This window comes from Streptomyces sp. NPDC001663 (genome assembly GCF_042893105.1).
Taxonomy (GTDB): domain Bacteria; phylum Actinomycetota; class Actinomycetes; order Streptomycetales; family Streptomycetaceae; genus Streptomyces.
The window spans coordinates 258695-285191 of the sequence record NZ_JBIAUR010000005.1 but is presented as its reverse complement, the minus strand read 5'-3'; the positions used below and the strand labels follow the sequence as shown (position 1 = coordinate 285191).

The 26497-nt window shown below is 71.5% G+C and carries 25 protein-coding genes and 1 pseudogene; 19 read left to right on the top strand and 7 right to left on the bottom strand.

Annotated features, from left to right (window positions below; all coding sequences use genetic code 11):
• Window position 1: 1 nt before the first annotated feature.
• The gene (locus ACFY1L_RS18265) at window positions 2–355 is read right to left on the bottom strand and encodes a hypothetical protein (RefSeq protein WP_388824601.1); all 354 of its coding nucleotides are present in this window, start codon (window positions 353–355) and stop codon (window positions 2–4) included.
• Window positions 356–496: 141 nt separating this feature from the next.
• Here ACFY1L_RS18265 and ACFY1L_RS18260 point away from each other — a divergent pair, with 141 nt between their 5' ends.
• The 5 genes from ACFY1L_RS18260 to ACFY1L_RS18240 all read left to right on the top strand — a co-directional run bounded on the left by ACFY1L_RS18260 (window position 497) and on the right by ACFY1L_RS18240 (window position 6943).
• Window positions 497–1546 (top strand): glycine betaine/L-proline ABC transporter ATP-binding protein, encoded by a 1050-nt coding sequence (locus ACFY1L_RS18260; protein ID WP_388824598.1) that lies wholly within the window; start codon window positions 497–499, stop codon window positions 1544–1546.
• Complete coding sequence (locus ACFY1L_RS18255; protein ID WP_388824595.1) at window positions 1539–4154, top strand: ABC transporter permease/substrate binding protein; 2616 nt, start codon at window positions 1539–1541, stop codon at window positions 4152–4154. The genes ACFY1L_RS18260 and ACFY1L_RS18255 overlap by 8 nt, the downstream gene beginning before the upstream one ends.
• A 353-nt stretch (window positions 4155–4507) precedes the next feature.
• The gene (locus tag ACFY1L_RS18250; protein WP_388824592.1) at window positions 4508–5266 is read left to right on the top strand and encodes a hypothetical protein; all 759 of its coding nucleotides are present in this window, start codon (window positions 4508–4510) and stop codon (window positions 5264–5266) included.
• Between the two features lie 120 nt (window positions 5267–5386).
• Entirely contained in the window at window positions 5387–5965 is a 579-nt protein-coding gene (locus ACFY1L_RS18245; protein WP_388824589.1) for a helix-turn-helix domain-containing protein, read from the top strand.
• Window positions 5966–6223: 258 nt separating this feature from the next.
• Window positions 6224–6943, top strand: coding sequence for a helical backbone metal receptor (locus tag ACFY1L_RS18240; RefSeq protein ID WP_388824586.1), 720 nt, complete (start codon window positions 6224–6226; stop codon window positions 6941–6943).
• Here the strand turns inward: ACFY1L_RS18240 and ACFY1L_RS18235 are convergent.
• Entirely contained in the window at window positions 6855–8021 is a 1167-nt protein-coding gene (locus ACFY1L_RS18235; protein ID WP_388824583.1) for a TDT family transporter, read from the bottom strand. The two genes, ACFY1L_RS18240 and ACFY1L_RS18235, sit on opposite strands and share 89 nt — an antisense overlap.
• Before the next feature lie 70 nt (window positions 8022–8091).
• On the opposite strand from ACFY1L_RS18235, the gene ACFY1L_RS18230 reads away from it, so the two are divergent.
• Window positions 8092–9027, top strand: coding sequence for a LysR family transcriptional regulator (locus ACFY1L_RS18230; protein ID WP_388824580.1), 936 nt, complete (start codon window positions 8092–8094; stop codon window positions 9025–9027).
• Window positions 9028–9069: 42 nt separating this feature from the next.
• On the opposite strand, the gene ACFY1L_RS18225 is transcribed toward ACFY1L_RS18230, so the two are convergent.
• Together ACFY1L_RS18225 and ACFY1L_RS18220 are read right to left on the bottom strand one after the other, a co-directional pair.
• Window positions 9070–9774, bottom strand: a complete 705-nt coding sequence (locus ACFY1L_RS18225; protein WP_388824577.1) for a gamma-glutamyl-gamma-aminobutyrate hydrolase family protein — start codon at window positions 9772–9774, stop codon at window positions 9070–9072.
• 66 nt (window positions 9775–9840) lie between these two features.
• On the bottom strand, window positions 9841–10575 hold the full coding sequence (locus tag ACFY1L_RS18220) for a FadR/GntR family transcriptional regulator (protein ID WP_388824574.1): 735 nt from the start codon (window positions 10573–10575) through the stop codon (window positions 9841–9843).
• Window positions 10576–10670: 95 nt separating this feature from the next.
• Between ACFY1L_RS18220 and ACFY1L_RS18215 the strand changes: the two genes are divergently transcribed.
• From ACFY1L_RS18215 to ACFY1L_RS18200, 4 genes are read left to right on the top strand one after another with little or no spacing between them, the layout of a single operon-like run.
• Entirely contained in the window at window positions 10671–12035 is a 1365-nt protein-coding gene (locus tag ACFY1L_RS18215) for a glutamine synthetase family protein (RefSeq protein WP_361259739.1), read from the top strand.
• An 8-nt stretch (window positions 12036–12043) separates the two neighbouring features.
• Complete coding sequence (locus ACFY1L_RS18210) at window positions 12044–13423, top strand: aldehyde dehydrogenase family protein (RefSeq protein WP_388824571.1); 1380 nt, start codon at window positions 12044–12046, stop codon at window positions 13421–13423.
• Window positions 13420–14211, top strand: a complete 792-nt coding sequence (locus tag ACFY1L_RS18205) for a 3-oxoacyl-ACP reductase (protein ID WP_388824568.1) — start codon at window positions 13420–13422, stop codon at window positions 14209–14211. The genes ACFY1L_RS18210 and ACFY1L_RS18205 overlap by 4 nt, the downstream gene beginning before the upstream one ends.
• 52 nt (window positions 14212–14263) lie before the next feature.
• A complete protein-coding gene (locus tag ACFY1L_RS18200) occupies window positions 14264–15175 on the top strand; it encodes a DUF2510 domain-containing protein (RefSeq protein WP_388825390.1) in 912 nt (303 codons plus the stop codon).
• Here ACFY1L_RS18200 and ACFY1L_RS18195 read toward each other — a convergent pair.
• A complete protein-coding gene (locus ACFY1L_RS18195; protein ID WP_388824565.1) occupies window positions 15172–16374 on the bottom strand; it encodes an amino acid deaminase/aldolase in 1203 nt (400 codons plus the stop codon). The two genes, ACFY1L_RS18200 and ACFY1L_RS18195, sit on opposite strands and share 4 nt — an antisense overlap.
• A 277-nt stretch (window positions 16375–16651) precedes the next feature.
• Here ACFY1L_RS18195 and ACFY1L_RS18190 point away from each other — a divergent pair, with 277 nt between their 5' ends.
• From ACFY1L_RS18190 to ACFY1L_RS18180, 3 genes are all read left to right on the top strand, one after another.
• Complete coding sequence (locus tag ACFY1L_RS18190; RefSeq protein WP_388824562.1) at window positions 16652–18544, top strand: hypothetical protein; 1893 nt, start codon at window positions 16652–16654, stop codon at window positions 18542–18544.
• The gene (mycP, locus tag ACFY1L_RS18185; RefSeq protein ID WP_388824559.1) at window positions 18541–19725 is read left to right on the top strand and encodes a type VII secretion-associated serine protease mycosin; all 1185 of its coding nucleotides are present in this window, start codon (window positions 18541–18543) and stop codon (window positions 19723–19725) included. The genes ACFY1L_RS18190 and mycP overlap by 4 nt, the downstream gene beginning before the upstream one ends.
• A 111-nt stretch (window positions 19726–19836) precedes the next feature.
• Window positions 19837–20226: a hypothetical protein gene (locus ACFY1L_RS18180; protein ID WP_388824556.1), complete on the top strand. Its 390-nt coding sequence runs from the start codon at window positions 19837–19839 to the stop codon at window positions 20224–20226.
• Here ACFY1L_RS18180 and ACFY1L_RS18175 read toward each other — a convergent pair.
• Window positions 20215–21213, bottom strand: coding sequence for a serine hydrolase (locus tag ACFY1L_RS18175; RefSeq protein ID WP_388824553.1), 999 nt, complete (start codon window positions 21211–21213; stop codon window positions 20215–20217). The genes ACFY1L_RS18180 and ACFY1L_RS18175 overlap by 12 nt on opposite strands.
• Before the next feature lie 150 nt (window positions 21214–21363).
• On the opposite strand from ACFY1L_RS18175, the gene ACFY1L_RS18170 reads away from it, so the two are divergent.
• Window positions 21364–22095, top strand: coding sequence for an SseB family protein (locus tag ACFY1L_RS18170; protein WP_388824550.1), 732 nt, complete (start codon window positions 21364–21366; stop codon window positions 22093–22095).
• A 29-nt stretch (window positions 22096–22124) separates the two neighbouring features.
• On the opposite strand, the gene ACFY1L_RS18165 is transcribed toward ACFY1L_RS18170, so the two are convergent.
• Entirely contained in the window at window positions 22125–22499 is a 375-nt protein-coding gene (locus ACFY1L_RS18165) for a DUF1844 domain-containing protein (RefSeq protein WP_361259721.1), read from the bottom strand.
• Window positions 22500–22850: 351 nt separating this feature from the next.
• Here ACFY1L_RS18165 and infC point away from each other — a divergent pair.
• The 5 genes and pseudogenes from infC (at window position 22851) to ACFY1L_RS18140 (ending at window position 26462) form a co-directional block, all read left to right on the top strand.
• Window positions 22851–23535 (top strand): annotated as a pseudogene (infC, locus tag ACFY1L_RS18160) (translation initiation factor IF-3).
• Between the two features lie 111 nt (window positions 23536–23646).
• Window positions 23647–23841 (top strand): 50S ribosomal protein L35, encoded by a 195-nt coding sequence (gene rpmI, locus ACFY1L_RS18155; RefSeq protein WP_388824547.1) that lies wholly within the window; start codon window positions 23647–23649, stop codon window positions 23839–23841.
• Window positions 23842–23943: 102 nt separating this feature from the next.
• On the top strand, window positions 23944–24327 hold the full coding sequence (gene rplT, locus ACFY1L_RS18150) for a 50S ribosomal protein L20 (RefSeq protein ID WP_004933571.1): 384 nt from the start codon (window positions 23944–23946) through the stop codon (window positions 24325–24327).
• A gap of 96 nt (window positions 24328–24423) precedes the next feature.
• The gene (locus tag ACFY1L_RS18145) at window positions 24424–25272 is read left to right on the top strand and encodes a TrmH family RNA methyltransferase (RefSeq protein ID WP_388824544.1); all 849 of its coding nucleotides are present in this window, start codon (window positions 24424–24426) and stop codon (window positions 25270–25272) included.
• Between the two features lie 53 nt (window positions 25273–25325).
• Window positions 25326–26462, top strand: a complete 1137-nt coding sequence (locus ACFY1L_RS18140) for an ATP-binding protein (protein WP_388824541.1) — start codon at window positions 25326–25328, stop codon at window positions 26460–26462.
• Window positions 26463–26497: the final 35 nt, after the last annotated feature.

The window sequence follows — 26497 nt, the reverse complement described above, 5'->3', positions numbered from 1 at the left end:
GTCACCCGCCGGCGAGCAGCAGGCGCCACCGCGGGCGTTCCGTGACAAGGGTGGCGGCCGCCAGGAGGGAGACCGGGACGGCCGCCCAGACGGACCAGATCCACCAGGCCGAGACCACGGCCGCGACGAGCTGGAGCAGCACGAGCACGATCGTGACCCACCCCGGAACCGCGACGATCACGTTCGCCTTGTCCCCCGGAGTCGAGAAGACGGTCGGAAGACCGATCAGCACCACCAGCGAGAGCACCGCGAGCACCCAGGAGTAAGACCACAGCGCCCAGGGCGTGGCGACCCAAGCCACCAGCTCCGTCGCGAAGCGCAGCGCCGACGCGTGTCTGTCGTCCGGTCGTTCCACAGTCGTCCCCCCAACACCGATGTGAAGCACCGGCGGCGATCCTACGCACCGGTTGTGAACTGAACCACTCCCGCGTTTGCCCTGGTCGGCCGGGGGCAGGCGCGGCCCCGTCCCCCCGACCCCCACAGACGAGAGGCGCGCGTGTCAGCCAGACTTGAGGCCGAACAGCTCTACAAGGTGTTCGGCAGGCGACCGGACCAGGCAGTCGAGAAGCTCCGGCAGGGAGCCGACCGCGAGGAGCTGCGCGCCGACGGCGCCACCGCCGCCGTGATCGATGCCTCCTTCACCGTGGAACCGGGCCAGATCTTCGTCGTCATGGGCCTGTCCGGCTCCGGCAAGTCCACCCTGCTGCGGATGCTCAACGGCCTGCTCGAACCGACCGCCGGACACGTCCGCTTCGACGGCCAGGACCTGACCGCCCTCGGCGCCCGCGAGCTGCGCCAGGTCCGCGCCAACAAGATCAGCATGGTCTTCCAGCACTTCGCGCTGTTCCCGCACCGCAGCGTCCTGGAGAACGCCGCCTACGGCCTGGCCGTGCAGGGCGTGCCCCGCGCCGAGCGCGAGCAGCGCGCCGGCGAGGCGCTCGCCCTGTGCGGACTGGCCGGCTGGGAGAAGTCCTGGCCCGACGAGCTCTCCGGCGGTATGCAGCAGCGCGTGGGCCTCGCCCGCGCCCTCGCCACCGACGCCGACCTGCTCCTCATGGACGAGTCCTTCAGCGCGCTGGACCCGCTGATCCGCCGCGACATGCAGGACCAACTGCTGCAGCTGCAGCAGACATTGAAGAAGACCATCGTCTTCATCACCCACGACCTCAACGAGGCCATGCGCCTGGGCGACCGCATCGCCGTCATGCGCGACGGCCGCATCGTGCAGATCGGCAGCGCCGAGGACATCCTCATCCGGCCCGCCGACGACTACGTGGCCTCCTTCACCAAGGACGTCGACCGCTCCCGGGTGCTGACAACGTCCGCCGTCATGGACCGGGACGTCCGCGGCGACGAGGCCGACTGCGGTTGCGAGAGCGACTGCGAGACCGTGACGCCCGACACACCGTTCACCGAACTCTGCGCGATCAGCGCCCGGTTGACGCATCCGGTGGCCGTCCTGGACGACAAACGCAGACTCGTCGGAGTCGTCCCACAGGCGCGCCTGGTCGGCTTCCTCGGCAACGGGGAGGTCACCCATGCCTAGGATCCCGCTCGGCGACTGGGTCAACGACACGGTGGACTGGCTGCTCAGCCACGTGTCCTGGCTCTTCAACTTCTTCAAGACCGTCTTCACCGGGACCTACGACGGCATCAACGCCGTCCTCCAGGCCCCCGCACCCCTGCTGCTCGCGGGCATCTTCGCCGTGCTCGCGTTCTGGCTGCGCGGCACGACCGCCGGTGTCCTCACCTTCGTGGGCTTCGCCTTCATCGACTCCCTCGAACTGTGGGAGGACGCGATGATCACCCTGTCGCTGGTCCTCGTGGCCACGATCATCGCGCTGGTGATCTCGGTGCCGGTGGGCATCTGGGCCGCCCGCTCCAACCGGGTCAGCGGACTCGTCCGGCCCGTCCTGGACTTCATGCAGACGCTGCCCGCGATGATCTACCTCATCCCGGCCATCCTGTTCTTCGGCACCGGCGCCTCCGCGGGCATCGTCGCCACCCTGATCTTCGCGCTCGCCCCCGGCGTGCGCATGACGGAGCTGGGCATCCGCCAGGTCGACAAGGAACTGGTCGAGGCCGCCGAGGCGTTCGGCACCTCGCCCCGCGACACCCTCCTGCGCGTCCAGCTGCCGCTCGCCCTGCCGACCGTCATGGCGGGCGTCAACCAGGTCATCATGCTCGGCCTGTCCATGGCCGCGATCGCCGGCATGGTCGGCACCGGCGGCCTCGGCGGCGACGTCAACGAGGCCATCGGCCAGCTCAACGTCGGCCTCGGCTCCGAGGCCGGCGTCGCCATCGTGATCCTCGCGATCTACCTCGACCGCATGACCAGCGCCCTGGGCACCCATGTCTCCCCGCTGGGCCGCCGAGCCGCCGCCAAGGCCCGCGCGGCCCAGGGGGGCCTGAAGATCTGGTCGTACCGCCCCCGCCCGCAGGTCGCCGTGATCGGCATCGTGATCCTCGCCCTCGTCGCCGGCGGCATGGGCGTCTTCGGCGGCAACAGCGGCGGCTCCACCCCCGTCGCCGACGCCAAGAACGTCGGCCAGGGCAAGAAGATCAGCATCGGCTACATCCCGTGGGACGAGGGCGTCGCCTCCACGTACCTCTGGAAGGAGATCCTCGAGGAGCGCGGCTTCCAGGTCGACGCCAAGCAGTTCGAGGCCGGCCCGCTGTACACGGCCCTTTCCGCGGGCAACGTCGACTTCCAGACCGACGCCTGGCTGCCCACCACCCACGAGCAGTACTGGAAGAAGTACGGCAGCAAGCTCGACGACCTCGGCGCCTGGTACGGCAAGACGTCCCTGGAGCTGAGCGTCCCGTCGTACATGAAGGGCATCGACTCCCTGGACGACCTCAAGGGCAAGGCGTCGACCTTCGGCGGGAAGATCACCGGCATCGAGTCCAGCGCCGGTGAGATGGCCCTGCTCAAGAGCAAGGTCCTCAAGGAGTACGGCCTCGACAAGGAGTACAAGGTCGTCGACAGCTCCACCCCGGCGATGCTGGCGGAGCTGAAGCGGGCGTACAGCCAGAAGGACCCGATCGTCGTCACGCTGTGGTCGCCGCACTGGGCGTACAACGACTACAAGCTGAAGAAGCTCAAGGACCCCAAGGGCGCCTGGGGCAAGGGCGACGGCGTGCACACCGTCGCGCGCAAGGGTTTCGCGGACGACAATCCCGTCGTCGGCAAGTGGCTGAAGAACTTCAGGATGAGCGAGAAGCAGCTCACCAGCCTCGAGGCCGAGATCAACAAGGCGGGCAAGGGCAAGCAGCAGGACGCCGTGCGCGCCTGGCTGAGGAAGAACCCGGGAGTCGTCGACAAGCTGGCCCCGGTCGCGAGCAGCGCCGCCCCGGCCGAGGCCGAGCGGACCGTCAACGTGGCCTGGTTCCCCTGGGACGAGGACATCGCCGTCACCTACCTCTGGAAGAACGTCCTGGAGCGGCGCGGCTACCAGCTGAACCTCAAGCAGATGGACGTCGGCCCGGTCTACACCGGCCTCGCCTCCGGCGACCTCGACGTCAACTTCGACGCCTGGCTGCCGTACGCGCAGAAGAACTACTGGGACAAGAGCAAGGACAGACTCAAGGACCTCGGCACCTGGTACCAGCCGACCTCGCTGGAGGTCGCCGTGCCCTCGTACGTCAAGGGCGTGAAGTCCTACGAGGACCTCAAGGGCAAGGCCTCCACCTTCGGCGGGAAGATCATCGGCATCGAGCCCGGTACCGGCGAGATGAACCTGCTGAAGACCAAGGTTCTGCCGGGCTACGGCCTGGACAAGGAGTACAAGGTCGTCGACGGCTCCACCCCGGCGATGCTGGCCGAGCTCAAGCGCGCCTACGCCAAGAAGGAGCCCGTCGCGGTCGTGCTGTGGTCGCCGCACTGGGCGTACAGCCGCTACGACCTCACCAAGCTGAAGGACGACAAGAAGCTCTTCGGCGAGGGCAACACGATCCGCACGATCTCGAACGAGAAGTTCCCCGAGCAGTACCCGCAGCTCACCAAGTGGATCAAGAACTTCCGGATGAGCGAGGCCGAGCTCGGCAGCCTGGAGGGCGAGATCAACAAGCGCGGTCAGGGCCATGAGGAGGAAGCGGTCGCCGCCTGGCTGAAGGAGCACCCGGACATGGTGAGCCGGATGACCCCGCAGTAGGACCACGCGTGCGTGGGCGATCCGTCTCGAAACCGACCGCCCACGCACGCGTGAGAAGGCCTCAGCGTGTGGCGAAGGCCACCGTTCCTGGGCAGTGAGCAAGGCCCGCCGGCGCCCCCCGAACGGTCTTGGGTGCGCTGGTCCTCCGCTTTCGCATCCCGGGCGGCGACGTACGTCGTGCGTGCGGTCCGTGCCAGGCGGGCGGATTCCCTCACGACCTGGCCGAGTGGGCGTGACCAGAGGCGACGGGGAGGCCCCGAACCATCTCGCTGGTGGAGCGGGGGCCCCGACTGCTGACGCCACGCCCGGCGTCCCAGATCGCACCGCCTAAGGTACACACGGCCGCCGACCAGATGCACGGATCATCTGACGGTTCACTCGATCGTGGCGATAAGCACCAAGCGGCTTGCTCTCGCTGTGCCGATCTGCGCACCTGGACCCGCCGTCACGACTTCGGCGCGGGTACCAGCCAGCCCGCGCTCGCCGCCGACGACACCGGCGGATACGTCCTCGCGTACGAAAAGGATCCGGCCAACCACATAGCGCTACGCCATTACCCAAGCCTCGCCGCCCTCCTGACCGGAAATGCCGCCCGCACATTCGAGGCGCCGCGCACCCTCTCCCGCTGCGCCGAAGGCACCCCGGACATCACCTCGGTGCACGGCGAGAGAGTCGAACTGACCGGCCACTACCGGGCCGACTGCGACACCGACCGCCAACTCCGCGCCGTACTGCGGGACTTCACCACCTGGCAGGCAACGCCTGATCACAGGCTTGATCGCGCCCTGCTGGCATGGGGCACGGGCGGGAACATCGGGGACCGCTCGCGCATTGAACTGAAGGGCGAGAGCCTCGTGCTGATCGAGGCGCAGCGGCGGCGCGGGGACTTCGGGAGCTGGCGGACGTACGCCTACGATCCCGCCTCCGGACGGGCCGGCCAGGTGGCGATCCGCACCCCCGGAGGCAGCCGCGCCTTCGCCAACCCGTCGGCCGGCCTCGTCACCGACCCGGAGGGCCGTCCGGCCCTGCTGGTCAGCCTCTTCGTCCCGAAGGAGGAATCCGCACCCGGCGAGTCCGGGGAGCTCATCTACTGGCGAGAGTTGGCGAATTGACCGCACGCGGTGTTTACGGGGATGTGACGGGCGCATGAAACGGTTTGCCGAACCTGCGTAAGGTGCAGAGAACTCATCAGAAGTAAAGGGACCGACGGAGCGAAGGAGGGAGCCGGAGCGATGGGCGACCACAAAGACGACCACAAGGAGCAGTCGCTGCGAGTGGGCGCGGCCGTGCGGCGGCGGCGCCGGGCGCTGGAGCTCACCCTCGCCGTTGTGGCCGAGCGCAGCGGCCTGTCGGTGCCCTTCCTGAGCCAGGTCGAGAACGACCGCGCGCGGCCCAGCAGAACGTCCCTCGAAAAGGTCGCCGACGCCCTGCGGACGACCGCCGTGGAACTCCTCGCGGCGGCGGACCCGGCGTGCAGCGTGGACGTGGTGCGGGCCGAGACGCCCGACCCGGCCGCCGAGCCACGGGTGCGGTCCCTGGTGCGCGGTCACCACCAGATGCATGCCTCGGAGTTCACCGGCGACCATGACGCGGGCCGCGAATTCCAGTACCGCAACGACCAGTTGATGTACGTCGCCGACGGCGCGGTGGAGATCGAGGCGGAGGGCCGCGCCTACCGGCTCGGCCGCGGCGACACCCTGTACCTGACCGGCGGGGTGCGCCACCGCTGGCGGGCGACCGTGTCGGACACGCGCGTGGTCGTCGTCGCGGTGGCCGAGCACATCGAGGCGGTCCGGGACCGCTCGCGGTAGGGCCTGTCTTTCGGATCAGGTCGGTCTCGGGAGACGGTGCTTCTTGGCTGCCCCGAGCGGGGTCTGGTGCGTGCAGCTGCAAGGCGGAGGAGGGAGTCGACGCGATGGGGGTCCCCCCGCTCGAGCGAAGTCGAGAGTGGGGGAGTCGGCGAGTGACGACAACGCGGCTGGGGGTCCCCCCACGCCTTTAGGGCAGTGGGGGAGTGCGTGCCAGGGCCCGCGACGCCGAGCTGATCCGAAAGAGAGGTCCTAATGGGCGTGCGGGTCGTCTCTCTGGTCCCGTCGCTGACGGAGGCGGTGGCGGTGTCGCTGCCGGGCTCCCTGGTCGGCGCGACGGACTGGTGCACCCACCCCGCGGACCTGGACGTGCCCCGCATCGGCGGCACCAAGAACCCGAAGATCGAGCGCATCCTCGCGCTCGCCCCCGATCTGGTGGTCGCGAACGAGGAGGAGAACCGGGAGCCCGACCTGGCGGCGCTGCGCGCGGCGGGCGTCGAGGTCCTGGTGACGGTGGTATGTGACATACCACAGGCGTTCGCGGAGCTGGAGCGGATGCTGACCGCATGCGGCGCGAAGTCCCGCCCCGGCTGGCTGGACGAGGCACAGACGGCCTGGTCGGACCTCCCGCCACCACAGCGCCGTACGACGGCCGTGGTCCCGATCTGGCGCCGTCCCTGGATGGTGCTGGGCCGGGACACCTTCGCCGGCGACGTACTGTCCCGGCTCGGCGTCGACCACCTGTACACGACCCACCCCGACCGCTATCCCCGCATCCCGGTGGAGGAGCTGCGCGCGGCGGCCCCGGACGTCGTCGTCCTCCCGGACGAGCCGTACCGCTTCACGGCCGAGGACGGCCCGGAGGCGTTCCCCGGGCTGCCCTGCGCACTCGTCAGCGGACGGCATCTGACGTGGTACGGACCGTCGTTGGCCGAGGCACCACGGGTGCTGGGCGAGGCCCTGCGAGCAGCTCACCGCTGAGCAGACCGCGCACGGTGTGGACGGCCGCGGTGCCCCAGGCGGCGACGAGCACGACGTACAGTCCGACCGCGAGCCAGTCGTACACGACGAGCCCGGTGTGCCGCGCGAGCGCCTCGGCACCCGTGACGCAGGTCCCCACGGGAAACGTGAACGCCCACCAGGTCATCGCGAAGCCCATGCCGTGCCGGCGCGCCCGCACCACATGGGCGGCGGCAAGCCCGAACCACAGCAGCGCGAACCCCATGACGGGCACGCCGTACAGCACGGCGAGGATGCCGAATCCCTCGCTGTACGGCGCCGGTACGACACCGGGGGCGACGTCCGCGAACTTGCCGACGGCGGTGGTGGACTGCCCGAGCGGCCCCAGCACCAGGAACAGGGTCGGCGTGAGGGCCAGCGGCAGCGGGCCGCCGGTGACCAGCCGGGCGAAGATCACCGGCAGCATGAGCAGGGTCGCGAGCAGACTGAGCCCGAACATCGCGAAGCAGGCGAGCAGCAGGGTCTCCCGTGGCTGCCCGGCCGGCAGATGCGGCACGAGCAGCGGACCGAGCGCCGCCGACACCATGGGCGCGACCACGGGCAGCAGCCACACGGGCGTGGCCTGCCCCGGCTCGACCTTGTGTCGTACGGCCATGAGGTACGGCACGGCGACGGCGGCCGCCAGCCCCACCACCGTCCCGGCGGTGAACAGCACGGCGTCGAGAGCGACCGCGGGCCCGGTGCCGATCCAGTCCGCGCCGACGGTGAGCGCACCGCCGCCGACGGCCAGCAGGGCCATGGCGAGACAGCCGTAGAAGGGCGCCGTCGCCGGGTCGAGGAGGTGGGCGCGGGCCTGGTCGCGGTGGTGCGCCCAGTGCAGTGCGCGGGCGGCGAGCAGGGCGAGGAGGAGGGCGAGGGAGAACGCCCACACGGCGGCGCAGACGGGGCGCAGGCCGGGGATGCCGAGGGCGGCTCCCGCGGTGGCGACGATGGTGGTGCCCATGACGGTGGCGTACCAGTTCGGCCCGAGGTGACGGACGGCGGTGGCGCGCGGCGGGCGTGCGGTGGCACGCGGGAGGGGCTGGGCTGCGGTGACCATGGTTCCACCGTCCCGCCCGGGTACGTCTGCCACCAGGGAGTATGTGTCTATGGGGGCATAAGCTGGGGTTATGAGCAGTGACGAAGAGGCGAGGGACGCCCGGACCGCCGTCGGTGGCACGCTGTCCCATCGCGTGCCCGACCTCGGGGCGCTGGAGCTGCTGCTGGCGGTGGCGCGGCGCGGGAGTCTCGGCGCGGCGGCGCGGGAGCTGGGCATCACACAGCCGGCGGCCAGCAGCCGGATCCGGTCCATGGAACGGCAGTTGGGCGTGGCACTGGTGGACCGCTCGCCGCGTGGCTCCCGGCTGACGGACGCGGGCGCGCTGGTGACGGACTGGGCCCGGCGGGTCGTGGAGGCGGCGGAGGCGTTCGACGCGGGGGCGCAGGCGCTGCGGGACCGGCGTGACTCGCGGCTGCGGGTGGCGGCGAGCATGACGATCGCCGAGTATCTGCTCCCTGGCTGGCTGCTCGCGCTGCGCGCCCAGCGCCCGGACACGGCGGTGTCGCTGCTCGCGGGCAACTCGACGGTGGTGGCGGAGCGGTTGCTGTCGGGCGAGGCGGATCTGGGGTTCGTGGAGGGGGTCAGTGTGCCCTCCGGCCTGGACTCTGCGGTCATCGCGCACGACCACCTGATCGTGGTGACCGCACCGGGGCATGCGTGGGCGCGGCGGCGACGCCCGCTGGAGGCCTCGGAGCTGGCGGCGACGCCGCTGATCCTCCGCGAGAAGGGCTCGGGAACGCGGCAGGTTCTGGACGCGGCACTGGGCGGGCTGGCGCGGCCGCTGATCGAGCTGTCGTCGACGACCGCGGTCAAGGCGGCGGCGGTGAGCGGGGCGGGTCCGGCGGTGCTCAGTGAACTGGCGGTGGGGGAGGAGCTGGCGATGCGGCGGCTGGTGCGGGTGCCGCTGGACGGCGTCGCGCTGGCCAGGGACCTGCGGGCGGTGTGGCCGACGGGTCATCGGCCGGTGGGGCCGGCGCGGGACCTGTTGTCGTTGACGCGGACGTAAGGCCTGTTCGGCCGGAAGCGGCCGGAAGCCCTCTCGTCCGGCTCAGGAGGCGGCTGCAGACGCCGTGGCGGCCTCGACCAGTGCCTGCATCACCCGCAGGTCGTCGCCCATCTCCGGATGCCACTGAACGCCCAGCACCCAGCCCGCGGCGGACGGCAGTTCCACCGCCTCCACCGTCCCGTCCGCCGCGTGCGCGGAGGGGGCCAGGCCGGTGCCGAGGCGGTCCACGGCCTGGTGGTGGTAGGTCGGTACGGACGTCTCGTCCGGGACGGCGGCGGCGTACAGCGTGCCGGGCACCGGCTTGACCGGGTGGTGGCCGAAGACGCCGACGACCTCCGCATGACCGTCGATGTGCTGGACGAGCGTTCCGCCCAGGGCGACGTTCAGCAACTGCATGCCCCGGCAGATGCCCAGGAGGGGGATGCGAGCCGCCAAGGCCGCCTCGATCAGTGCCAGTTCCCAGGCGTCCCGGGCACGGGCCGGCGGGCCCGTCCGGGGGTGGGGCTCGGCGCCGTAACGGACCGGTTCTACGTCCGGGCCGCCCGCGATCACCAGGCCGTCGAGACGCGCGACCGTCGCCGTGGCGTGCTCGGGCGCGTCCGGCGGCAGCATCGCGGCGAGTCCGCCCGCCCGCTGCACGAGACGCGGATAGCCGGCCGGCAGCAGCGCGGCCTCCAGCTCCCACACGCCCCAGCGCGCGCCGGCCTCCAGATACGTGCTGATGCCGATCAGCGGCCTGCCCGCCATGCGTCCTCCCGCCCGGAACAATGGGTCACGTTCATACCTTTGACGAGTTGCCCCGGAAAGGCAAGGTCACGCCAGAAACCCCCTGAGCAGCGCCGCCGTCCCACCGCAGTGCTCGCGCATCATCTCCCGCGCCCCGTCCGCATCCCCGTCGAGCACCGCCTCCACCAGGGCGATGTGCTGACGCTGCGAGTGCTCCAGGTTGCGTACGAGAAGGGGGATGCAGTCGAGCAGGTCGTTCACCGACGCCCGTACCGCCGCGTACTGGGCCGTGAGCGTGGGTGAGCCGCACAGTTCCGCCAGCGTCAGGTGCAGCAGCGTGTCCAGGCGGCGGTAGTCCGACAGCGGCGCGTCGTGCGTGCGGGCCAGAGCCTCCCGCAATCGGTCCGCCTGCTCGTCCGTGAGGCCGTGCGCCGCGCACAGACCCGCCGCGCCCACCTCCAGGACCTCCCGGAAGCGCAGCACGTCCTCGATGTCGACCGCGGCGATCCGGCGCCGCAGTTCGTCCTCGCCGCCCGCGTCCGCGCGGGGCAGGACGAACGTCCCGCCGTACCGTCCGCGCCGGGACTCCACCAGGCCCTGGTCCTGCAGCACCTTGAGCACCTCGCGCAGCGTCACCCGGCTGATCCCGAGCCGCTCCGCCAGCTCCCGCTCGGCCGGCAGCCGCTCGCCCCCCGGCACCAGGCCCAGCCGTACGACCTGCAGAATCTGCTCCAGTGCCTCCTCGAAGCCGTTGCCCGCGCGCACCGGCCGGAGCACCGGTGTCAACCGGTCCTCCAGGCTGCCGTCCGGATCCAGCGACATCCCGCCGCACCCCCTTCCCAAGCAATGGTTCTCCGAAATACCTTATGGCTTCAGGCCCGGCCGAAAAAACGCGCAGAAGCTGAAGGAGCGCTCTCGTGGCAGACCGCACACCCCCGCTGAGCGTCGAGGAGCTCCACGCCCTCGTCGCCAGCGGTGAGATCGACACTGTCGTCCTGGCCTTCCCCGACATGCAAGGGCGGCTCCAGGGCAAGCGGTTCGCCGCACGTTTCTTCCTCGACGAGGTCCTCCACCACGGCACCGAGGGCTGCAACTACCTCCTCGCCGTCGACACCGAGATGAACACCGTCGACGGCTACGCCATGTCGTCCTGGGACCGCGGCTACGGCGACTTCGCCATGCACCCGGACCTGCGCACCCTGCGCCGCGTGCCCTGGAACGCCGGTACGGCCATGCTCATCGCCGACCTCGCCTGGAACGACGGAACGCCCGTGGTCGCCGCCCCGCGGCAGATCCTGCGCCGCCAGCTGGACCGCCTCGCCGAGCACGGCTTCACCGCCAAGGTGGGCACGGAGCTGGAGTTCATCGTCTTCAAGGACACCTACGAGCAGGCTTGGGACGCCAACTACAGAGGGCTGACGCCGGCCAACCAGTACAACATCGACTACTCGGTGCTCGGGACCGGGCGGATCGAGCCCCTGCTGCGCCGCATCCGCAACGAGATGGCGGGCGCGGGGCTGACCGTGGAGTCCGCCAAGGGCGAGTGCAACCCCGGCCAGCACGAGATCGCCTTCCGGTACGACGACGCCCTGGTCACCTGCGACCAGCACGCGATCTACAAGACCGGCACCAAGGAGATCGCCGCCCAGGAGGGCGTGTCGATCACCTTCATGGCCAAGTACAACGAGCGCGAGGGCAACTCCTGCCACATCCACCTCTCCCTCGCGGACGCGGCCGGCAACAACGCCATGCCGGGGGACGGCGAGGGCGGTATGTCGGACGTCATGCGCCACTTCCTCGCCGGACAGCTCGCCGCCCTGCGGGACTTCTCGCTGCTCTACGCCCCCAACATCAACTCCTACAAGCGGTTCCAACCGGGTTCGTTCGCGCCGACCGCCGTCGCCTGGGGCTACGACAACCGCACCTGCGCGCTGCGGGTCGTCGGCCACGGCCGCTCGCTGCGCTTCGAGAACCGGCTGCCCGGCGGTGACGTCAACCCGCACCTCGCCGTGGCCGGGCTGGTCGCGGCCGGGCTGCACGGCATCGAGCAGAAGCTGGAGCTGCCCGAGCCCTGTGCGGGGAACGCGTACACCGCCGAGTACGAGCACGTCCCGACCACTCTGCGCGAGGCCGCCGAGCTCTGGGAGAACAGCCCGATCGCCAAGGCCGCCTTCGGCGACGAGGTCGTCGCGCACTACCGCAACATGGCGCGCGTCGAGCTCGAGGCCTTCGACGCCGCGGTCACCGACTGGGAGCTGCGCCGCTCCTTCGAACGCATGTGAGGCCCCTGTTGTCTGCCGAGTACGCGCTGGAAGTACTGAACCCCGCCACCGAGGAGGTCGTCGCCACCGTCCCCGCCGCCACCGAGGCCGACGTCGACACCGCCGTCGTACGAGCCGCGGCGGCACAGGCGAAGTGGGCCGCACTCCCGCCCGCCGACCGAGCCCGGCTGCTGCGCCGGTTCGCGGCGAAGGTCGACGAACACCTGGAAGAACTGGCCCGGTTGGAGGTCCGCGAGGCCGGCCACACCATCGGCAACGCCCGCTGGGAGGCCGGCAATGTGCGCGACCTGCTGGACTACGCGGCCGGGGGAGTGGAGCGGCTGACGGGACGGCAGATCCCGGTGGCCGGCGGCCTCGACGTCACGATCCTCGAACCGCTGGGCGTGGTCGGCGTCATCGCGCCCTGGAACTTCCCGATGCCGATCGCCGCCTGGGGCACGGCTCCCGCGCTCGCGGCCGGCAACGCCGTCCTCCTCAAGCCCGCCGAGACGACCCCGCTGACCGCACTGCGGCTGGCCGAACTCGCCCTGGAGGCGGGCCTGCCCGAAGGCCTGTTCCAGGTGCTCCCCGGTCACGGCCCCGTCGCGGGCAACGCGCTCGTCGAGCACCCGGGCGTCGCGAAGATCGTGTTCACGGGGTCAACGGCCGTGGGCAAACAGGTGTTGGCGAAGGGCTCGGCGCTGCTCAAGCGCGTCACCCTCGAACTCGGCGGCAAGAGCCCCAACATCGTCTTCGCGGACGCCGACCTCGAAGCGGCCGCGGCCGCCGCCCCGATGTCCTTCCTCGACAACTCCGGCCAGGACTGCTGCGCCCGCACCCGTATCCTCGTCCAGCGCGGCGCCCACGACCGGTTCCTGGAGCTGCTGAGCCCCGCGATCGAGGCGGTGACGGTCGGCGACCCGGCCGACGAGCAGACGGACATGGGCCCGCTGATCTCCAAGGTCCAGCTGGACCGCGTGCGTTCGTACGTCGACGCCGACGCGCCCGGCATCCGCGGCAAGGCCCCCGAGGGCCCCGGCTTCTGGTTCCCGCCCACCGTCCTCACCGGCGTCGAGGCGCACGCGCGCGTGGCCGTCGAGGAGGTCTTCGGCCCGGTCGCCGTGGTCCTTCCCTTCGAGGACGAGGCGGAGGCCGTGGCGCTCGCCAACGCCACCGACTACGGCCTCTCCGGCTCCATCTGGACCCGGGACGTCGGCCGCGCCCTGCGCGTCTCGCAGGCCGTCCGCGCGGGCAACCTGTCCGTCAACTCCCACTCCAGCGTCCGCTACTGGACTCCATTCGGCGGCTTCAAGCAGTCCGGCATCGGCCGCGAGCTCGGCCCGGACGCCCTGACCGCCTTCACCGAAACCAAGAACGTCTTCATCAGCACGGAAGGCCCCGCACAGTGACCGCATCGTCCGCAGAGAACATTTGCCGGCGGCTCGTCGGCCGCACCGCCGTCATCACCGGAGCCGGCAGCGGCATCGGCCTCGCCACCGCGCGCCGGCTCGCCTCCGAGGGCGCGCACGTCGTCTGCGGCGACGTCGACGAGGCCCGTGGCAAGGCCGCCGCCGACGAGGTCGGCGGGATCTTCGTCAAGGTCGACGTCACCGACCCCGAGCAGGTCGAGGCCCTCTTCAAGACGGCCTTCGACACCTACGGCAGCGTCGACATCGCCTTCAACAACGCGGGCATCTCGCCGCCCGACGACGACTCCATCCTGGAGACCGGCCTGGAGGCCTGGAAGCGCGTCCAGGAGGTCAACCTCACCTCCGTCTACCTGTGCTGCAAGGCCGCGATCCCCTACATGCGGCAGCAGGGCAAGGGTTCCATCATCAACACGGCGTCCTTCGTGGCGAGGATGGGTGCGGCCACGTCCCAGATCTCGTATACGGCGTCCAAGGGCGGCGTCCTCGCCATGTCCCGCGAACTGGGCGTGCAGTTCGCCCGCGAGGGCATCCGCGTGAACGCCCTCTGCCCCGGGCCGGTCAACACCCCGCTCCTGCAGGAGCTGTTCGCGAAGGACCCGGAGCGGGCCGCCCGCCGCCTGGTCCACATCCCGGTCGGCCGCTTCGCCGAGGCCGAGGAGATCGCCGCCGCCGTCGCCTTCCTGGCCAGCGACGACTCCTCCTTCGTCAACGCCACCGACTTCCTGGTGGACGGCGGAATCGCGGGCGCGTACGTCACACCCCTGTAGGCGCGAAGCGGACCACGAGCTTCGGGGACCGCCCTAGAGTGCCGGAATGAGCATGTCGCCCCCGCCCGGTTGGTACCCCGATCCGTCGGCCCCCCACCTGCAGCGATGGTGGGACGGCACCGCCTGGACCGAGCACTGGAGCGCGCCGGAGGCCCCCGGACCGCCGCCTTCCGGGGGCGGCGGTTCCGGTCGTGCCAAGGTCGTCGCGCTCACCACCGCCGGGGTCGTGCTCGTCGCCGCGATCGTCACCGGAGCGGTCTATCTCGGCAAGGACGACGACGGGGGCGCGGACGTCCAGACCGTGCCGAACCCGGTCACCGCCACCGCCGCACCGACGACCGACAGCCCCTCGCCTTCGGCGTCCACCTCAGAACCGTCCGCCGACGACCCGTCCGTCGTCGTGGACCAACTCAACGGCATCACACTGCCGTTGCTCGACGGCTGGGTCCGGCCGAAGTACGTCAGCGAGCACGACGTCGTCATGACCACGGACGGCACCTACGACTGCCCGGGCGACTCCGGCGTCTGCCGGCACGGCCTCGTCATCACGCGCACGGCGACCGAGAACGACGAGAGCTCCCCGAGGAAGCTCGCCGAGCAGGACATCCCGGACGCGGCCGACGCGGCCTACGACCGCGACCGCGTCGGCCGCCGACCGTTCGGCGGGATCGAGTCCCACCAGCAGGTCGAGTCCGGCCAGATCGCGGTGGCGGGCCGCGCCGGGTACTTCGTCCGCTGGCGGGTCAAGACGGCCAAGGGGCCCGGCGGTTACGTCGAGTCGCTCGCCTTCCCCTCCAGCGTCGGCACCGAGGCGCCGGTGGTCGTCCGCTTCGTCTTCGACGTGGGCGAGGACGGCCCGCCGCTCGCCGACATGGACCGGATCACCAGGGGCATCCGATCCGTCGACGACGCGTCCACGGGCGGCGGCGTGGGCAGCAGCATCGGCCCGACGGACCAGCCCTAGAGGAACGTGTGGCCCTCGCCGCGGTACGTCGGGACGGTCGCCGTCACGGCGTCCCCCTCGACCAGCTGCAGCACGTCGAACCGCTCGCACAGCTCACCGGCCTTGGCGTGCCGGAACCACACCTTGTCGCCGATCAGCAGGTCGTCCGCGGGCGAGCCGAGCAGCGGCGTCTGCACCTCGCCGGGCCCCTCCTGGGGGTCGTAGCGCAGCCCCTCGGGCAGGTACGGGACGGGCAGCCGGTCGCGCCCGGGCGCACCGGAGGCGGGGTATCCGCCGCCGAGGACCGTCACGACCCCGACGCCCGGCCGCCGTACGACGGGCTGGGCGAAGAGGGCCGCCGGACGGCCGCTGAACGACGTGTAGTTGTCGAACAGCCGCGGCACGTACAGCCCGGACCCGGCGCCGATCTCGGTGACGGCGTCCTCGGCGGCGGTGTGCTGCACACTGCCGGTGCCGCCGCCGTTGACGAACTCCAGATCCGGTACGACGGCCCGCACCGCACGCACGACCTCGCCGCGCCGCTCGGCGAGCTCCCGGCGCGCGGTGGCCTGCATCAGCCGTACCGCACGCGACCGGAGGGGCTGGCCCGCGACGGAGTCGCCGACGCCGGCGATGTGACCCTCGTACGCCATGATCCCCACGACCTTGAACCCCGGCCGCCGCGCCACGGCCCGGGCCAGGTCGGCGACCTGGGCGGGGGAGTGCAGCGGCGAGCGCCGCGCGCCGACGCGCACGCGTCCGCCGAGCAGCTTCAGCGAGGTGTCCAACTCCAGGCAGACACGGATGACTTCACGACCGCCCTCGCGGGCCTCGTCGATCAGCCGCAGCTGCGCCGGGTCGTCGATCATGACGGTGACCGCGGCGGCGAGCTTGGGGTCGGAGGCCAGCTCGGCGAACGCGGCGCGGTCCGCGGACGGATAGGCGAGCAGGACGTCGTCGAAGCCGCCGCGCGCCAGCCACAGGGACTCGGCGAGGGTGAAGGACATGATGCCCGCGAAGCCGTCCTTCGCGAGCACCCGCTCCAGCAGGGCCCGGCAGCGTACGGACTTGCTGGCGACACGGATCGGCTTGCCCGCCGCGCGGCGGACGAGATCGTCCGCGTTGGCGTCGAAGGCATCCAGGTCCACGATCGCGAGAGGGGCTTCGAGATGGGCGGTGGCCCGGTCGTAACGGGCCCGGTCGGCGGCGCGCGCAGTCATGAACGAAGCCTGCCAGACTGGATTACCGCAGGGTAGGGGGACGTTCCGGGCAGATGCCCCGGGCTCGTGGACTGGTTCCCGTTCCGACAGGGGCAACCCGTAGAGTGACGCGCACGTACGGCGGAACGACGTCGGCGGCAGCCCGTGCACCGGATGCCGGACCGTTCGTACGGGTATGCGTGTCCGGGACGGGAAGGGCCCGGCGTCGACCGATTGAGCACAAGGACGACGGCCCGCGTACAGGTAGACGGCCCGGGCGCGAGGAAACGGGGGGTGCATGAGCACGGAAGCGCAGCATGCCTCCACCCCTCCGCGCCCGACGCACCCACCACGGCCACCTCACCCGCCGGCGACGGGCGAGGACGGCGCGGACAGACCCGGCACGACGGGTACGACCACGGAGGCCTCGACGCACGGCGACACCACCGCGGACCACGCAGCTTCGGCGGGGAGCGTTTCGACGGACACGGGGCGCCCGGCTGCGACGAACGGCACGACCACCGACCGTGCGGCGACCGCGGACCCTTCCGCCCCCGCCTGGTCGCCCTGGCGCGAGACCGAACGCTTCGAGGCCTTCGGGCACCGCCCGGCGTCCAAGGGCGTCGGCGGAGGCGCCGAGGACGGGGTCGACGCGGACTCGTCGCCTCGCGGCGGTCCCCGGTCCGAGGGGCGTTCGTCTTCGGGACGCGGCGGCGTGACGGACGCGAACTCCTCGCTCCACCGGCAGGAATCGGGCGCCTCCTCCACGCATGGCGCCAAGCCCGAGGCCGACCGTTCCCCTTCCGGCTCCCCGGACACCCCGCCCCGCTTCCCGCGGCTGCGCGCGCCCTTCGCCGGGGACACCTCCCCGCTGACGCCGCCCCCGCCGCAGGCCTCGGCCCGCTTCCCCGACGCTCCTCCGGCGGCCGGCAATGGGGGTGCGAACCGGTCGGGCACCGGCGTGCCGCCCCGCCCGAGCCACCGCCCGGACGCCCCGGCCGAGACCGTGCAGGAAACCACCACCCGGCTGCGCCCGGTCCCCGCGGACAGCCCGGCCTCCGATCCGGTACGGCGTCCTGGGACGACCACGCCACCCCGGGCCCCCTCGTCCGCCGAACCCGTCCGCCGCCCCGGCTCGGCCGTTCCGCCGATGCCCGAGGCCCGTCCGGGTCCCGCCACGCCTCCCGCGGCACCCCCGCGCCCGACCTCCCCGCCCGCCGATCCGCCGCGTCGCCCCGCCCCGGCGGACGCGCCCGCCAGGCCGGACGGCCCCCCGGACGCCCCCCTCGGCTCCGGAGTCGTCGTACCGGACCCGGCGCTCTCCTGGAGTGCCCCGACCCTGTCCGGTGGGACGCTCGGGGCCGGGCGGCCCGTCGTGTCGTTCGGGGAGCCCGAGGGGTACGACGAGCAGGCCCGGCCCCGGCCGCTCGGCGGGCGGGTGCGGTCGCGCACCGCTGCCGTCGCCGCGTGCATCGTGCTCGGGCTGGGGCTCATCGGCGGGGCCGTGACCGGGAGTTGGCTGGTCGGGGACTCGGAGGACGGCGGTACCCGCGACAAGTTCGCCACGGCCGGGAGCCTGTGGCACAGCGTGCCCGTGGACCGGCTGTTCCCGCAGACCGTGGAGGGCAGCGGTGCCGGACCCGGCGGCGCCGACCGGACCTGGACGCGCGTCGCCGTCGCACCGGACAGCGGCTGCAAGGACGCCTTCGACCCGCTGCTGAAGAAGGCCCTCGCCCCCGTCGGCTGCCGGCGGCTGCTCCGCGCCACCTACACCGACGCCACCCAGAGCTTCGTCACGACCGTCGGACTGCTCTTCACCAAGGCCGACGCCACCACGATGAAAGCCCTCGCCAAACGCTTCCGGAGCGAGGACCTCGGCGACCGCACCGACCTCATGCCCCGCACGTACGCAGCGAAGGACACCGTCGCCGCCCGCTTCGGCACCAAGCAGCGCGCCTCGTGGACCGTCTCCGTCCTCACCGACGCCCCCGTCGTCGTCTACTCCGTCTCCGGCTGGGCCGACGGCCGGACCGTCGACACCCCGCAACCCGCCGAACAGGCCATGCAGTCCGGCGCCACCACGGCCCCCGCCCAGGCGGGCCTCGGCAACGAGGCCCAGGGCCTCGCCGACCGCATCGAGCGGGCCCTCAGGAAAGACGTCACCTCGTCGCCCACGGAGCAGCCCTCGTGAAGCGCCGCAGCCACAGCCGTCGTCGGATCGGAACGCTGGGCGTCCTGCTCGCCGCCTCCGTCGCCCTCGTCCCGCCCACCGCCGCGCACGCCGACGGCATCCGCGCCCAGCAGTGGGCCCTGGACGCCATGCACACCCAGCAGGCCTGGCAGACCACCAAGGGCAAGGGCATCACCGTCGCCGTCCTGGACACCGGCGTCGAGGCCGACCACCCCGACCTCGACGGCAACGTGCTGCCCGCCAAGGACATGATCGGCTTCGGGGCGAAGCAGGGGCAGCGGGCCTGGGCCCGGCACGGCACCGCCATGGCCGGCATCATCGCCGGCCACGGACATGGCCCCGGCAACGCCGACGGCGTCATGGGCATCGCCCCCGAGGCGAAGATCCTGCCCGTCCGCGTGATCCTCGAGGACGGCGACTCGGCCCGCGGCAAGGCCCGCTCCACCCGCGGCAACGCCCTCGCCGAGGGCATCCGCTGGGCCGCCGACCACGGCGCCGACGTCATCAACCTCTCCCTCGGCGACGACTCCGCCTCCGCCCACCCCGAACCCGCCGAGGACGAGGCCGTCCAGTACGCCCTGAAGAAGAACGTGGTCGTCGTCGCCTCGGCCGGCAACGGCGGCGACAAGGGCGACCACGTCTCCTATCCGGCCGCCTACCCGGGCGTCATCGCCGCGACCGCCGTCGACCGCTACGGCACCCGCGCCTCGTTCTCCACCCGGCGCTGGTACTCCACGGTCAGTGCCCCCGGCGACAAGATCGTCATCGCCGACCCCGACCACAAGTACTACGAGGGCTGGGGGACCAGCGCGGCCTCGGCGTTCGTCTCGGGCGCGGTCGCCCTCATCAAGGCCGCCCACTCCGGGCTGACCCCCGCCCAGATCAAGCAGCTCCTCGAGGACACCGCCCGCAACGCCCCCGTCGGCGGCCGCGACGACTCCCGCGGCTTCGGCTTCATCGACCCGGCGGCCGCCATCAAGGCGGCCGGCCGCCTCAAGCCGGAGGGCCTGCAGGTGGCGTCGTACGGCGAGAAGTACTTCGGCTCCGGCCCGGACACCGCCAAGTCCGACGACGACACCAGCAGTTGGGCCGCGCCGCTCGCGGGCGGCTTCGGCGGGGTGCTGCTCGTCGTGGCGGTCGTCCTGTGGCGCGGCCGACGACCGCGCTACGACGACTTCTGACGCCTTCCGCACCCCGCAGCGCCCGCGTGGATCGGCGCATCGGGGGAAGGCCGAGGAGACGGCCGCGCGCCCGGCGGCCGGGCCCGGGGACGGGCGCTACGTTGGGGCGCCATGGCGGAACCCATCTTCTACGTCGACCGCTCGGACATCCGCGAGGGCAGGCTCGCGGACGTCCGTACCGGGATGCGCGACCTGGCCGAGTTCGTCGAGAACCGCGAACCTCGGCTCATCTCCTACCACTTCTACATCGACCGGGCGGGGTCCACGATGACCACGGTGGCCGTCCACCCCGACGCCGCGTCGCTGGAGCTGCACCTGCAACTCGGCGGACCGAAGTTCCGCGCGTTCGGCGCGCTCGTCCGCATGAGATCCATCGACGTGTACGGCGACCCGGGCCCCGCCGTCGTGGACCGGCTCCGTGAGAAGGCCGAGTACCTCGGCGGAGGCACCGTCACGCAGCACACCCTGCAGGCGGGATTCAGCAGGCTGCTACGAGGCTGAGGAGGACGGGGTCGCGGATGCGGACGTCGAGGACGAGGCGTCCCCGGCGAATACCGAAACCGCCGCCTTCGCCGCCTTCTCGACCAGCGAAATCCCCTTCGCCTGCGTCGAGTTGCCCTTCGACAGCACCGCCACCAGACAGTCGCGCCCGTCGGCCGTCACCCGCCCGATGCTGTTGATGTCCCACAGACCCGTGGTGCTGCGGTCCAGCCAGCCGTTCTTCAGCGCCCACTTCGAGCCGTCGGCCGCCGCCGACACCCCCCAGTGCTGGTCGGCCTCGATCTGCTTCATCAGCCCCTGCAGATACGTCCGCGAGGCCTCGCTCAGCTCCGAGTCGTCCCCGAACACCTGCTGCAGCAGGGTCAGTTGATCGGCGGCGGTGGTCTGGGTCAGCCCCCACAGCATGTCGTCGCCGCCCTCGGTGTCGGTGAGTCCGAACCGCTTGTTCGCGGCCTCGAGCCCCTCCGCCTTGCCGATGGTCCGCCACAGCGCGGACGCGGCTGTGTTGTCGCTGTTCTCGATCATCGTGGTGGCGTACGACTTCTCGGTCGCCGTCAGACGCCGGCCGTCGTCCTGCGCCTGCAGCAGCAGCGTCGCCAGGATGTCGACCTTGACGATGCTCGCGGTGTCGAAGGCACCGTCTCCGTAAGAGGCGCTGTCGCCGGAGTCCAGGTCCAGCACCGCCACCGACACCTCCGCCTTGCCCGCGACGGACACCGACTCCATCGCCTCGGCCAGCAGCGCGTCGTAGTCCACCGTCGGCTCCGCCACGGGTTCCACCGATTCCTCCCCGTCGGCCGTGGCCGAGGTGGAGGCCGACGCCGACGACGATACGGGGCTCGCACCCGAGTGCGCCTGGGCCTTCACATACACGGTCCCGGCCGCCGTACCGCCCACGACGGCGATCACCGCAAGTGCGGTGTAGAGCAGGTGGCGCGTCCGGGAGGGACGAGAGCGGCGGCTTCGGCGGGCTCTGGAGGACTCCATGCCCGCGATGCTCGGGGCGCCGACTGTGTGCGCCGTTAGAGGGAAGTTAGATGTGTGTCAGGGAAATCTGAGAAAGCCGTGAAGCCCGTGAACAAGCGGTTTCCGGGGCCGCACAAGCCCAGCAGCATCCCCCCTATAGGGTCGGTGACCGTGGCGAACAAGAACATTCCCGACTCCGGCTTCTCCGACGACGACGGCTCCGCCGACCCCCGGCTGAGCGCCGCGCTCACCGCCTGGGCCGAGGACCGCACCGCCGTGGGCCCCGTCCTGGAGGCGCTCACGGGCGCCCGGCTGCTCGTCCCCGTGGTGGCCGTGCTCGGCGAGGTCGAGGAGGACGAGAACGGACTGCGCCGCGAGAAGACCAGCGACATGGCCGTCCCGACCCTCAGGGCCGGATCCCGCACCGCCCTGCCGGCCTTCACGTCCACCGACTCGCTGGCCCGCTGGGACCCGGCGGCCCGCCCCGTCGCCGTACCCCTGCACCAGGCCCTGCAGGCCGCCGCGCACGAGAAGGCGGACACGGTGGTGCTGGACATGGCCGGGCCGGTGCCCTTCGAGCTGACGGGACCCGCGCTGCTCGCGCTCGCCGAGGGCCGTACGACGACCGACCCGCTCGCCGACCCTGCGGTACGGGAGGCGGTGCGCACCGCCGTCGCCGCCGAGCCCGCCGTGCTGAGCGCCCACCTCGGGCCGGGGCAGGCCGACGGCACCCTCGCCCTCGTACTCGATCCGGCGGCCGCTCCCGCCGAGGCCGCCCGCGCGGTCGCCGAGCGGCTCGCCGCCGACGAAACGCTGAGGGCCCGCCTGCTGCGCGGCCTCGACCTGGCACTGCTGCCGGCCGGGGCGACGCCGCCGGGCGAGCCCTTGTACGTACGGGGATGAACCCGTCGTAGGAACGAAACGAGTGGGGACTAGCCGTAGATCGGGCCGGTGTACTTCTCGCCGGGGCCCTGGCCCGGTTCGTCCGGGACGATCGACGCCTCGCGGAACGCCAGCTGCAGCGACTTCAGGCCGTCGCGCAGCGGGGCCGCGTGGAAGGAGCTGATCTCGGTCGCGGACGCGTCCAGCAGGCCCGCGAGGGCGTGCACCAGCTTGCGGGCCTCGTCCAGGTCCTTGTACTTGTCGCCCTCCTCGGTCAGACCGAGCTTCACGGCGGCGGCGCTCATCAGATTGACGGCGACCGTCACGATCACCTCGACCGCGGGGACCTCCGCGATGTCGCGGGTCATCTCGTCGAAGTCGGGAGCCTCGGACGATTCGGTGGACTCAGGAGGGGTGTCACTCATGCCCCACACGATAGGCCCCGGTGCACGACGGTTCGCACCACCCCCGGGCAGCTGCTAACCTTGTGTGACGACCGGCTGGACACGCCCAAAGCAAGATCGGTGTGACCGGCCCACAAGTGGAGGCTCCGATCTCCCACCCGACTGTCCTCCGGGACGGCGGGTCACCCCGGTCAGGCGGCCACCATCGTTCCGTACGGACGATGGAGTCGCCCGAAAGCGCGCCCCGCGAGATCGCGGCGGTGCTCCGGCAGTGTTTTGGAGCCCCGCCTGTGATCGTCCGGGGCATTTTTTGTGCTTCGGCGCGGTTAGGTCTGTCGAAAAGAGACAAACGCGGCTGTCCGCCAGACCGCCGTGTGGTGCTAACCGAGGAGGATCCATCAGCGCCGAGCCCCGCATCAACGACCGGATTCGCGTTCCCGAGGTGCGACTTGTCGGTCCCAGTGGCGAGCAGGTGGGCATCGTCCCGCTGGCCAAGGCACTGGAGCTTGCGCAGGAGTACGACCTGGACCTGGTCGAGGTCGCGGCGAACGCCCGTCCGCCCGTGTGCAAGCTCATGGACTACGGGAAGTTCAAGTACGAGTCGGCCATGAAGGCCCGTGAGGCGCGCAAGAACCAGGCGCACACGGTCATCAAGGAGATGAAGCTCCGGCCGAAGATCGACCCGCACGACTATGACACCAAGAAGGGTCACGTCGTCCGGTTCCTCAAGCAGGGCGACAAGGTCAAGATCACGATCATGTTCCGTGGTCGCGAGCAGTCCCGGCCCGAGCTGGGCTACCGACTGCTGCAGCGGCTCGCGGAGGACGTCCAGGACCTCGGTTTCGTGGAGTCGAACCCGAAGCAGGACGGCCGAAACATGATCATGGTTCTCGGTCCGCACAAGAAGAAGACCGAGGCGATGGCCGAGGCCCGCCAGGCGCAGGAGGCCCGCAAGGCGTCCGCGAAGGCGAACCCCGGCAAGTCGCAGAACGCCGCGGACGCCGACAGCGTCGTGGAGGAGTCCGAGGCGCCTGCCGAGGCTTCCGCCGAGGCGTGATCCACGGGGGCGCAAGTCCCCAAGGACGTACCCGATACAACAGCGACGTTCCACCGTGCCCGGTTTCACGACCGGGCACCGGAACGCCACCGACGAGGAGAGAACGGCGCTATGCCGAAGAACAAGTCGCACAGCGGTGCCAGCAAGCGCTTCAAGATCACCGGCTCCGGCAAGGTGCTCCGTGAGCGCGCCGGCAAGCGCCACCTGCTCGAGCACAAGTCGTCCCGCCGCACGCGTCGCCTCACCGGCAACGCCGAGATGGCCCCGGGCGACGCCGCGAAGATCAAGAAGCTTCTCGGCAAGTGACGTACGCGGCGCCCTGACTGAGCGCCGTACGTCTGGACCGGGACCCAATCGATTCCGGGCCGTGTGAGTCCAACCACGGCCCCGCTACAAGGAGTTAAACAAGTGGCACGCGTCAAGCGGGCAGTCAACGCCCACAAGAAGCGCCGGGCGATCCTCGAGCAGGCCTCCGGCTACCGCGGTCAGCGTTCGCGCCTGTACCGCAAGGCCAAGGAGCAGGTCACCCACTCGCTGGTCTACAACTACAACGACCGCAAGAAGCGCAAGGGTGACTTCCGCCAGCTGTGGATCCAGCGCATCAACGCCGCTGCCCGCGCCAACGGCATCACGTACAACCGCTTCATCCAGGGTCTGAAGGCCGCGAACGTCGAGGTCGACCGCAAGATCCTGGCCGAGCTGGCCGTCAACGACGCCACGGCGTTCGCCGCGCTGGTCGAGGTCGCGCAGAAGGCCCTTCCGGCCGACGTCAACGCCCCGAAGGCGGCGTGACGTCGACGCTGGCCCAGAGCCGACGTGACATGAGGGACCCGCAGGCTGACGAAGCCTGCGGGTCCGCTGTTTCCTGAGCTTCCGAAGGTGAACCCCATGCCCTCCGCCAGCCCCGAGCTGATCTCTCCCCGGTCCCCCCGCGTCTCCGCCGCCCGGCGGCTCGCCCGGCGGAACTTCCGGGGCAAGGAGCGGCTGTTCCTGGCCGAGGGGCCGCAGGCCGTGCGGGAGGCGGCGGCGTACGAGGACACACTGGTCGAGCTGTTCGCCACCGTCGAGGCCGCGGAGCGGTACGCCGACATCATCGGGGAGGCGCGAGCCGTCGGCGCCCGGATTCATCTCGCCGCTGACGACGTGATCGCCGACATCTCGACGACCGTCACGCCGCAGGGGCTCGTCGGGATCTGCCGGTTCCTCGACACGCCCTTCGAGGAGATCCTCGCCGCCCGGCCCAAGCTCGTCGCCGTACTCGCGAACGTCCGGGACCCCGGGAACGCCGGGACCGTGCTGCGGTGCGCCGATGCCGCCGGCGCCGAGGCCGTCGTACTCACCGACGCGTCCGTCGATCTCTACAACCCCAAGGCCGTACGGGCCTCCGTGGGTTCGCTGTTCCATCTGCCCGTCGCCGTCGGCGTGCCCGTCGAGCAGGCGGTGGCAGGGCTCAAGGGTGCCGGTGTCCGGATCCTCGCCGCCGACGGGGCCGGGACCGACGACCTCGACGACGAGCTCGACAAGGGGACCATGGGCGGGCCGACCGCCTGGGTGTTCGGGAACGAGGCGTGGGGGCTTCCGGAGGAGACCCGCGCGCTGGCGGACGCCGTCGTGCGCGTGCCGATCCACGGGAAGGCCGAGAGCCTGAACCTCGCCACCGCGGCCGCCGTATGTCTCTATGCGTCGGCCCGTGCACAGCGCGCCTCCGGAGGGTGCCGCTCCGTCACCGAGAGCTAGTAGGGTGACCAGCTCGGGGGCCACCTGCGCCGTCTGAGAGGTGGGGTACGGGGATGAGTGTCGGCACGAGCAGGGCACGGGGCGCACGGGACGTGCACCGGACGCCCGCGCCCCGGCACGGCGATCTCGCCGAGCTCGGCATCGACCCCGACGAGCTGCCCGACGGTCTCGTCGTCGCCGACGAGCACGGCCACGTCATCTGCTTCAACGCCGCCGCCGAGCGCATCACCGCCGTCTCCGCCCAGGACGCCCTCGGGCAGCGGCTGGAGAAGGCGCTGCCGTTAGAGGACCTGGAGGGGCGGCGCTGGTGGCAGCTGACCGACCCCTACGGCGGGCTGGCCATTCGTGTGCGTCAGCCCGAGCGGAACCTCCTGCTGCCCGGCGGCCGGGAGGTTCTCGTGTCCGCGAGGTATGTGCGCGGCGAGCCCACCGGGCCCGTCCGCCGCGTCGTCGTGTCCCTCCGCGACACCGAGGCCCGGCGCCGCACCGAGCGCAGCCATGCCGAGCTGATAGCGACGGTGGCCCACGAACTGCGCTCGCCGCTGACCTCCGTCAAGGGCTTCACCGCCACGCTGCTCGCCAAGTGGGAACGGTTCACCGACGACCAGAAGCGGCTGATGCTGGAGACGGTCGACGCCGACGCCGACCGGGTCACCCGGCTCATCGCCGAGCTGCTGGACATCTCACGGATCGACAGCGGGCGGCTGGAGGTCAGGCGCCAGCCCGTCGACATCGGCGCGGCCGTCGGACGGCACATCCAGGCGTACGTCGCCGCCGGGCAGCCCGCCGACCGGTTCCTGCTGCGCATCGAGCAGCCGCTGCCGGACCTGTGGGCCGACCCCGACAAGGTCGACCAGGTGCTCAGCAACCTGCTGGAAAATGCGGTGCGGCACGGCGAGGGAACCGTCACGATTGACGTCACGGCCACGGCGTCCCCGCGCGAAGACGAGGACGCCGGTACGTCGGTCACGGTGAGCGACGAGGGGCCAGGCATCCCGGAGGAGTCCATGAACCGCGTCTTCACCCGCTTCTGGCGGGGCAGCAAGCGCGGCGGCACGGGCCTCGGGCTCTACATCGTCAAGGGCATCGTCGAGGCCCACGGCGGCACCATCACGGTCGGCCGCGCCCCCCAGGGCGGCGCCGAGTTCCGATTTACGTTGCCCGTGGCGGCGCCGGCGTATCTCGCCTGACGGGCCACGGGCGCATTCGTATACCTCCACCCCGT